10 protein-coding genes are annotated in these 9,342 nt (G+C 70.5%); all 10 read left to right on the top strand.

Annotation, left to right across the window (positions count from 1 at the left end):
* Positions 1-446: 446 nt before the first annotated feature.
* Positions 447-1,154 carry a hypothetical protein gene (locus ACLBWX_RS06765; RefSeq protein ID WP_447676288.1) on the top strand — a complete coding sequence of 236 codons (708 nt, stop codon included), beginning with the start codon at positions 447-449 and terminating at the stop codon, positions 1,152-1,154.
* Between the two features lie 602 nt (positions 1,155-1,756).
* Positions 1,757-2,578: a quinoprotein dehydrogenase-associated SoxYZ-like carrier gene (locus tag ACLBWX_RS06770; RefSeq protein ID WP_447676289.1), complete on the top strand. Its 822-nt coding sequence runs from the start codon at positions 1,757-1,759 to the stop codon at positions 2,576-2,578.
* Complete coding sequence (locus ACLBWX_RS06775) at positions 2,556-3,161, top strand: rhodanese-like domain-containing protein (protein ID WP_447676290.1); 606 nt, start codon at positions 2,556-2,558, stop codon at positions 3,159-3,161. The genes ACLBWX_RS06770 and ACLBWX_RS06775 overlap by 23 nt, the downstream gene beginning before the upstream one ends.
* A gap of 35 nt (positions 3,162-3,196) precedes the next feature.
* On the top strand, positions 3,197-3,619 hold the full coding sequence (locus ACLBWX_RS06780) for a thioredoxin family protein (protein ID WP_447676291.1): 423 nt from the start codon (positions 3,197-3,199) through the stop codon (positions 3,617-3,619).
* Positions 3,620-3,628: 9 nt separating this feature from the next.
* On the top strand, positions 3,629-4,348 hold the full coding sequence (locus tag ACLBWX_RS06785) for a cytochrome c biogenesis CcdA family protein (RefSeq protein WP_447676292.1): 720 nt from the start codon (positions 3,629-3,631) through the stop codon (positions 4,346-4,348).
* An 80-nt stretch (positions 4,349-4,428) separates the two neighbouring features.
* Positions 4,429-5,007, top strand: coding sequence for an NADPH-dependent FMN reductase (locus ACLBWX_RS06790; RefSeq protein ID WP_447676293.1), 579 nt, complete (start codon positions 4,429-4,431; stop codon positions 5,005-5,007).
* Between the two features lie 63 nt (positions 5,008-5,070).
* Complete coding sequence (locus tag ACLBWX_RS06795) at positions 5,071-5,409, top strand: hypothetical protein (RefSeq protein WP_447676294.1); 339 nt, start codon at positions 5,071-5,073, stop codon at positions 5,407-5,409.
* Positions 5,410-5,553: 144 nt separating this feature from the next.
* Positions 5,554-7,863, top strand: coding sequence for a ribonuclease R (rnr, locus tag ACLBWX_RS06800; protein ID WP_447676295.1), 2,310 nt, complete (start codon positions 5,554-5,556; stop codon positions 7,861-7,863).
* Between the two features lie 39 nt (positions 7,864-7,902).
* Positions 7,903-8,394, top strand: coding sequence for a DUF983 domain-containing protein (locus ACLBWX_RS06805; protein WP_447676296.1), 492 nt, complete (start codon positions 7,903-7,905; stop codon positions 8,392-8,394).
* Positions 8,339-9,094: an NUDIX hydrolase gene (locus ACLBWX_RS06810; RefSeq protein WP_447676297.1), complete on the top strand. Its 756-nt coding sequence runs from the start codon at positions 8,339-8,341 to the stop codon at positions 9,092-9,094. Before ACLBWX_RS06805 ends, ACLBWX_RS06810 begins: the two co-directional genes overlap by 56 nt.
* Positions 9,095-9,342: the final 248 nt, after the last annotated feature.

Here is a 9,342-nt window from a genome sequence, read left to right on the forward strand (position 1 = left end):
CAGATCGGAGAAATCGCTCGGGGATCTGGCGCGGGTCCCCTTCTCCGGATGGCGGGGGCGATCGTAACCGGCTCCACCCCATCATCCCGGGTCAGCGCTACGGACCCCGGGAACCAGACATGCAGGTCGCATAAGGTTTGGTGCTGTCGCCGGTTCTGGATTTCGGGCTCGCCTGCGGCGACCCGGAATGACGGAGTCGAGCGGGATGCGATCACCCTACCCGAAAGGCGGGGTGCGTCCCTCGCCAACCTCGTGATCGAGGCGATCCGTTGAAAGGCATGTCAGGCCTGTCCGAACCGGACCGACCACCCGGGTCTTGTTCCGTCATCGATCTGCGCGACGAACAGGTTTCGACGTCGTCGGCTCGCATGCCCGGAAGGCCCCGAAAACGGAACCATGACGCTGCCAATGGGCTTGCCGCCCCGACGTGAGGGCCGGAATCGGGGATGCAGACGGACGACGAGACTGATCGACCCGGGCGGAGCGACCGCCTGGAGCGCGCCAATGCCCTGGTGCAGACCCTGGCGATCCTCGCGGCCGGCGCCTGGGCGGTCTACACCTTCATCTACGAGGCCCGGATCAAGCCGGCTCTGGAGCCGCCCGCGGTCTCGGTGACGACGAACCTGGTGCGGGCGGGCGAACGCGACCGGTACGTGGCCATCCGCTCCACCGTCACCCGTAAGAACGTCGGACAGACCGGCGTGCGCGTTCTCGGCCTCGTCTACAACGTCACCGGGGTGCGGGTGCGCCTCGATGCGGTCCCCGGCGGCAAGCCCATGGCCGAAGGCGCGCCCGCGGATCGCACCACCACGGCGCGCGCCTACGGCTTCACGGGTCCCGGCGAGGCGATCCTGCGCGAGGGCCGGCTCTTCGCCGGCGCCACCGAAGCGGGGGGCGAGCCCTCCGATCTCAATCCCGGCGAATCCGTCTCCCGCGATCTCATCGTCTATGCCGACCGTGACCGCTTCGACTTCGTCCGCTTCGAGGTGAGCCTCGCCTACACCAAGGGCGACGGGCCCCCGGTGCACCTGACCTTCGAGACCGGGCCGGACGGCACCCTTGCGCTGAAGCCCAAGGCGGATTGCCGGGCAGAGCCGCAGACCTGCGAGCCCGTGAAGACCACCGACTTCGCCACCGAATTCTCGCTCTGGTGAGACGCGATCCTCCGTCCCGGCCTCCACAGTCCTGCGGGAGTTTTTCCAGGGAATACGGGCCGCGCCGGCGATCTTCATCTATGGCTGCGGGTGTCTCGCCGAGGCCTCCATCCCTGTCTCGTCAGGCCAGGCGGCGGGTCTTGCTTGTGTCCGATTTCGGGCATCGACGCGTCGTGGCACGACGGCGATGATCGAGATCCAGAGTTGTTATGCTTCTCCCACCCGATGATACGTCGCATCCCCTGGCTCGACGCCTCCGGGACTGCGTCCGACATCGCCCCTCTCCCAAATTCGGTGCCAAATCGGCCCTCCTGGTCGGCGAGATGACCCTGGTGGTGGCCCGGAGCATCGAAGGCGCCGGCCGCCGATGCATCGCGGTGCCGGAGCAGGGCCGTCACCTCGTCGACGCGGCGACGGCCGCGGATGGCTCGACCCATCGCGCACCCTGACGCCCCGGGGCGCCTCGTCACGCAAACTTGCGCAAGATAGTTCCGCGCGCCAGGATCCGATTTCGGACTTTCGCCGCGCCTTGGCGTAAGCAGGCTGCAAAGGCCTCCGCTTTCGCGAGAAGGCCTGCACGATCGTGCGAGGAGTGAAGCACCATGCGGATGTCCCACCGCGCCGCCGGCCTGACTGCCGGCCTGTTCCTCGCGGTCCTGGCCGGATCCGGCACCGGCCGGGCCGCGGCCGGCGACGATGTCGCCGAACGCGACGCGCGCTGGAAGGAACTGCAGCAGTCGATCTTCGGCGACCGCACGGTCGAGACCGCCGGGCCGCTGGTGCGGGTGGACCTGCCCGATCGGGCCAACGATGCCTCCCTCGTGCCCCTGACCCTGACGATCGCCGACAAGGACCGGATCAAGGGCCTCTACCTCGTCATCGACGACAACCCGGCGCCGCTCGCCGCGCACTTCACCTTCGGCCCCGCCGCGGATCCCGAGGCGCTGAAGCTACGCGTCCGGGTGAACACCTACACCAACGTCCACGCGGTGGCCGAGACCAAGGATGGCGCCCTGGTGCAGACCACCCAGTTCGTGAAGGCCTCGGGCGGCTGCTCGGCCCCGATGGGCATGACCGACGCGGAGGCGATGACCGGCATGGGCGACATGCGGCTCAAGTTCGCCGATACCGTCCCAGGCAAGTCCATCGCCGCAACCCTGATGATCCGCCATCCGAACTTCACCGGGCTGCAGATGAACCAGGTCAGCCGCGACTACACGCCCGCACGCTACATCAACCGGATCAGCGTCACCCATGGCGACGAGAACGTCTTCGTCATGGAAGGCGACATCTCGATCTCGGCCAACCCGGTGATCAACTTCGCCATGCTGCCCGACGGCAAGGGTCCGGTCACCGTCGTGACGCAGGACAACCAGGGCGGGCGCTGGGAGCACAGCTTCGATGCGCCGGCCGCCAGCAACTGAACGCCTCCGCCGCGCGGCGGTGTTCCTCCTCGCGGCGACGGTTCTCGCGGCGGCCGCGCCGTCCGCTTCGCCGGTCGCCGTTCCGGAGCCCGCGGGCTTCTGGGAAGGCGCGCTCCAGGGCTACACGCCGCGGACCCTGGCAGGCGCGGCAATCCTGGACGGCGCCGGGCTCGACGCCCTGATCGCGGGCGGGCCGGCGGTGCTCATCGACGTGTCCGAGGCCGATCCGACGCCGCCGAACCAGCCGGCCGGCCGCCTGTGGCGGCCGATCCATCGGGCCATCCCGAACAGTATCTGGCTGCCGGGGGCCGGCTCGGGGACCCTCTCCGGGCCGGACCAGGCCGCCCTCGCGGAGAGGGTCGCGGCCCTGACGCAGGGCGATCGCGGCCGCGCGATCATCACCTATTGCCACCCGGATTGCTGGGGCAGCTGGAACCTCGGCAAGCGCCTCGTCGGGCTCGGCTACCGGACCGTCCACTGGTATCCGGACGGGATCGAGGGCTGGCAGGAGCGCCACGACACGGTGGCGATCCGCCCCGACGAAACCTGGACACGACGTGCCCAGGATGGCGCCGGGCCGTGAGGTCCGATTCTCACCAAGCCGAGGCTAGGCCCTTCATGCTGTACCGCCGCTCGCTGCTCACCCTCCTCGCCCTGGCGCCCCTTGTCCTTGTGCCCCTTTTCCTGGCGCCCCTTGCCCTGTCGGGACCGGCCGCCGCCGCCGAGAGCCTGCCCTACACCCCCGAGGCCTTCGCGGCGGCGCAGAAGGCCGGCAAGCCGATCCTCGTGGAGGTCAGCGCGCCCTGGTGCCCGATCTGCAAGACCCAGAAGCCGATCCTGGCCAGGCTCGCCGAGCAGCCCCGGTTCAAGGAGCTCGTCATCTTCGACGTCGACTTCGACACCCGCAAGGACGTGCTGCGGCGGTTCGATGCCCGCATGCAGAGCACGCTGATCGCCTTCAAGGGCGAGATCGAGACCGGCCGTTCGGTGGGCGAGACCCAGCCCGAATGGATCGAGGGCCTCGTCGAGAAGACGCTCTAGGGCGATCCCGTGGTCACCACCCTGGGACTGGCCTTTCTCGCCGGCCTGCTGTCGGTGCTCTCGCCCTGCGTGCTGCCGCTGCTGCCGCTGGTCCTGGGCGCCGCGGCCTCCGAGCACCGCCTCGGCCCCCTGGCGCTGGCCTCCGGCCTCGCCCTCTCCTTCGTGGCGATCGGCCTGTTCGTGGCCACGATCGGCTTCGGCCTCGGGCTCGACACTGGCCTCTTCCGGACGGGCGCGGCCATCCTGATGATCCTGTTCGGCCTCGTGCTGATGGTGCCGGCGGCGCAGACGCGGCTCGCGGTCGCCGCCGGCCCCTTGAGCGACTGGACGGAAGCGCGCTTCGGCGGACTCTCCACCGCCGGCCTCTCGGGGCAGTTCGGCGTCGGCCTCCTCCTCGGTGCGGTCTGGAGCCCCTGCGTCGGGCCGACCCTCGGCGCCGCCTCGCTCCTCGCCTCCCAGGGGCGCGACCTCGCCGCCGTCGCCCTCACCATGGTCCTGTTCGGCTTCGGCGCTGGCCTCCCTCTCGTGCTGCTCGGCGCCCTGTCCCGCGCCACCCTGGCGGGCTGGCGCGACCGGATGATGGGTCTCGGCAAGGGCCTGAAGGCGGCTCTCGGCCTCATCCTCGCGGTGACCGGCCTCGCGATCCTGCTCGGCACCGACAAGGCGCTGGAGACCGTCCTCGTCGACGCCTCCCCCGACTGGCTGACCCGGCTGACGACCCGGTACTGACGGCGTCGCCTGGGGACGGCGCCCTTGGACGCCGCCGCCGGACCGGCGTATCCAGGGACGCATCGCCCGGAGGTCACCCCATGCCCCTCGTCGTCCCCGTCATCCTCGGTTCCGTCCGCTCCGACCGGCAGGGCCTGCGCGCCGCCCGCTTCGTCATCCGCGAACTGGAGAGCCGCGGCATCGAGGCGCCCCTGGTCGATCCGGCCGAGCTGAAGCTCCCCCTCCTCGACCGGATGTACAAGGAATACCCCAAGGGCGAGGCGCCGGCGGTTCTCGAAAGGCTCGCGACGCTCTACCGGCGCTCGGATGCCTTCCTGGTCGTCTCGGCCGAGTACAACCATTCGATCCCGCCCGCCCTCTCGAACACCCTCGACCACTTCCTGGAGGAGTATTCCTGGCGGCCTTCGGGAATCGTCTGCTACTCGGCCGGACAATACGGCGGCGTCCGCGCGGCGATGCAGCTCCGGGCGATGATGGGCGAGCTCGGCGCCTCGAGCATTCCCTCGCTCCTGCCGATCCCGCGGATCGGCAAGGCCCTGGACGAGGCCGGCGCGGCCCAGGACGACTGGCTGCCGAAGGCCGCCAGGCGCTTCCTCGACGAACTGGTCTGGTACGCCGAGGCCCTGCGGGCGCAGCGGGCGAAGGGAACGCCCTACTGAGGGCGGGTCTGGCGCGAGGCTTGCGCTTCGGGGCGGACCGATCCCTCGCGCCGAGCGCCCTTCATGTCCGAGACCACCACGGAACTCCGCACGCTCCTCGCCAACCTCGTGCGGGCCGCCCTGATGTCGGACGACCGGGCCAGCGCCCTCTGGCGCGAGGCGGCCCGGCAGGGTCAGGCGCGGCTGGCCGCCGACAGGGCCGGGCTCGAGCGGCTGAACATCGAGGGCTTCTGGACCCTGGCGGTGCGCGAGGCCGAAGCGCCGGAGTACCGCGAGGCCGAGGCCCAGGTGGAATTCGGCTTTCCGGCCCTGTGTCCCTTCACCCTGGCCGAACTCGCGGCGCCCGGCTTCGAGGTCGATGCGGCGGTCGAGCGCCTGCGGAAATCCGCCGCCACCGGCTGAACCCTGTCGAGGGCCGGCCCCGCGCCGTTGCCGGCGCAGGGTCCAGCGCCCATGTTAAGGTTGAAGAGCCGGGCCGCGCGTCCGCCCCCGGCGAGACACGTCCATTCGCGTATGGCCTCGCGCCCGCGCAGCGAGCCGGATCCCTTGGCAAAACGCATCAATCCCAATCCCGGCGCCGCCGGCCTCCCCTCTCGCGAGCAGATCCTCGCCTTCATCGCAGCCTCCACCGAGACGGTTGGCAAGCGCGAGATCGCGGCGGCCTTCAACGTCAAGGGCGCCGACCGCATCGGCTTGAAGCGGATCCTCAAGGAGATCGAGGAGGACGGTGCCATCGCCCGCGGGCGCGGGGGCCTCGCGCCCTCCGGCCGCCTGCCGCCGGTGGTGCTGGCCGACATCACCGCCCGGGACCGCGACGGTGAGTTCCTGGCGAGCCCGGCCGAGTGGGACGTCGGCAACGGGGCCGCCCCGAAGATCACCGTCTCCACGCCGCGCGGCGGCAAGCGCCCGGGCCAGCCGGCCCCCGGCATCGGGGACCGCGTGCTGATGCGGGTCGAGGCCGGCGCCGGCGAGCCGGGCCACTACACCGGCCGCGTCATCAAGGTGCTCGGCAAGAACAAGACCGACATCATCGGCGTCTTCCGCGCCGGTCCCGAGGGCGGACGCATCATTCCCGTCGAGAAGCGGGCGCAGGGCCGCGAGGTGGCGATTCCCGCCGGCGAGGAGGGGGATGCCCGGGACGGCGACCTCGTCAGCGTCACCCTCCAGCGCGAGAGCCGCTTCGGCCTGCCCCAGGGCCGGGTGCGCGAGCGCCTGGGCTCCCTCGGCTCGGAGAAGGCGATCAGCCTGATCGCCCTGCATCTCCATCACATTCCACACGTCTTCGCCGCCGCCACCCTGGCGGAGGCCGACGCCGTGGTGCCGGTGGGGCTCGCAGAGCGCGAGGACTGGCGCGGCGAACCGCTCCTGACCATCGATCCGCCGGACGCCAAGGACCACGACGACGCCGTGATGGCGGTCCCCGATCCCGACCCGTCCAATCCGGGCGGGTTCGTGATCACCGTGGCGATCGCCGACGTCGCCGCCTACGTTCGCCCGGGCTCGGCCCTCGACCGGGAGGCGCTCCTGCGCGGCAACTCGGTCTACTTCCCCGACCGCGTCGTGCCGATGCTGCCGGAGCGCATCTCCAACGATCTCTGCTCCCTGCGCGAAGCCGAGGATCGGCCGGCGCTGGCGGTCCGCATGGTGATCGACGCCGAGGGCACCAAGCGCCGGCACGGCTTCCACCGGGTGATGATGCGCTCGCGGGCCAAGCTCAGCTACGCGCAGGCCCAGGCCGCCATCGACGGCTTCTCCGACGACGTCACCGCTCCTCTCCTCGAGCCCGTGCTGCGTCCCCTCTGGGCCGCTTACGAGGCCCTGCGCCGGGCCCGCGACGCGCGCGGGCCGCTGGCCCTCGATCTGCCCGAGCGCAAGGTGCTGCTCGCGGCGGACGGAGCGGTCGACCGCGTCGTGGTGCCCGCGCGCCTCGACGCACACCGGCTCATCGAGGAGTTCATGATCCAGGCGAACGTCGCGGCGGCCGAGACCCTGGAGCAGGCGCGCCAGCCCCTGATCTACCGGGTGCACGACGAACCGGCCCTGGAGAAGATGCGGGCTCTGGGGGAAGTGCTCGCGTCGATCGGCATCAAGCTGCCGAAGGAGACCATCCTGCGTCCGGCCCTGTTCAACCGCATCCTGGCCAGCGTGGCCGAGACCGAGCACGCGATCTTCATCAACGAGGTCGTGCTGCGCTCGCAGGCGCAGGCGGTCTACGCGGCGCAGAACCTCGGGCATTTCGGCCTCAACCTCCGGCGCTACGCCCACTTCACCTCGCCGATCCGGCGCTATGCCGACCTCATCGTGCACCGGGCCCTGATCTCCGCCGGGCGCCTCGGCTCCGACGGCCTGTCTTCGGAGATGTCCGTCGCCGCCCTCGACCAGATCGGCGAACAGATCTCGGCGGCCGAGCGCCGGGCCATGGCGGCCGAGCGGGAGACCATCGACCGCCTCATCGCCCATCACCTCGCCGACCGGGTCGGCGCGACCTTCACCGGCCAGATCTCCGGCGTCACCCGCTCCGGGCTGTTCATCAAGCTCGACGAGACCGGGGCCGACGGCTTCGTGCCGATCTCGACCATCGGCGCCGATTATTACCGTCACGACGAGGCCAGGCACGCCCTGGTGGGCGAGCGCTCGGGCGAGACCCATCGCCTCGGCGACCGGGTCGAGGTCCGCCTGGTGGAGGCGGCCGCGGTGGCCGGCGCCCTGCGCTTCGAACTGCTCTCGGAGGGACAGGCGCGGTCGGACCGTGGGGCGCGGCCGGGACCGGGCCGCTCGGTGCGCAAGCCCGGCGCGCCCGGCCGTCCGCCCGGCATCCGCAACACGGGGTCCCGTCATCGCGGCTCGCGCCGCTGACGCGAAGGGACTAGGCTGGACGCGATGCGAGGAGCCGAAATGACCGAAACCGCCGCGCCGGACCACGGCGAACGCACCCCGCTGCTGCGGTCGATGGGGCGCGGCTTCCTCGGACGCTGCCCCCATTGCGGCGAAGGCCGGATCTTCGGCAAGTTCCTGAAGGTCAGGCCGCACTGCGATGTCTGCGACCTCGAACTGGCGCATCACAGGGCCGACGACCTGCCACCCTACATCGTCATCTTCATCATCGGCCACATCGTCGGCTACTTCCTTCTGGAAACCGAGACGAACTACGACGTGCCCCTGTGGTTTCAGCTGACCTTCTGGCCCATCGTCACCCTGATCGGGTCGCTGGCCCTGCTGCAACCCGTGAAGGGCGCGGTCGTCGGTCTGCAATATGCGCTTGGCATGCATGGCTTCGCCAAGCTACCGGTGCCGGGCGCGGCGACGGGGCCGCAGGGCGAGGAGAAGCCGCATGGACCAGGTGACGGGCATGCCGCCAACCGAGCCGCCGGCTTCGGCCCCGCCTGAAGCGCCCGCCCGCAAGCCCCTCCTGCGGCCGCGCAACGCCGCGACCCTGATCATCCTCGACCGCAGCAAGCGCGCGCCGCGGATCCTGATGGGGCGCCGCCATCCCGGCCTCGCCTTCATGCCCGGGAAGTTCGTCTTTCCCGGAGGCCGGATCGAACCGGGTGACCGGCACATGCCGGTGGCCGGCGCGCTGCCGATGCGCAGCAACGACGCCCTGGCGGTGAAAGTCGCGCGCGGCGGCGAAGGCCTCGGCCGCGTCCTCGCGCTGGCCGCGATCCGGGAGACCTACGAGGAGACCGGCCTTCTGCTCGGCACCCGCGACTACGGCCCCCCCGACACCGCTCCCGCCGGTACCTGGACCGCCTTTCGCGAGGCGGCCGTGCTGCCGGATCTCGAAGCCCTGCATTTCGTCGCCCGGGCGATCACGCCGCCCGGCCGCCCGCGCCGGTTCGACACGCGCTTCTTCGCAGCGGACCGCACGGCCATCGTCCACGAGATCCCCGGGGTCGTCTCGCCCGACTCCGAACTGGTGGAACTCGCCTGGGTCAGCTTCACGGAAGCGCGGACCCTCGATCTGCCCCGGATCACCCGCGTGATTCTCGACGACCTCGAAATCCAGGCGAAGGACGGCTTCGCGCCCTACCGGACGATCCCGTATTACTACGAGCGCAACGGCAAGCGTCAGCGCGAAACCCTGTAGGCGGAACCCCCTTCCACACGACACCGTTGATGGAACAACAGATCGTGAGGAAGGAACCACTCGATGTTGAAGGGCGGATTGCTTTGGCTGATCGGTATCCCGATCCCCATCATCCTGTTGATCTACTTTTTCACGTCTTGGTTGCGGTAGCACCGCAGGGCCATTGAACGTCCAAAGCCCGCCTGGTTTTCACCGGGGCGGGCTTTGGTGTGTTTTGGTTGCGGGGACAGGATTTGAACCTGTGACCT

The organism is Methylobacterium sp. M6A4_1b (assembly GCF_053345175.1).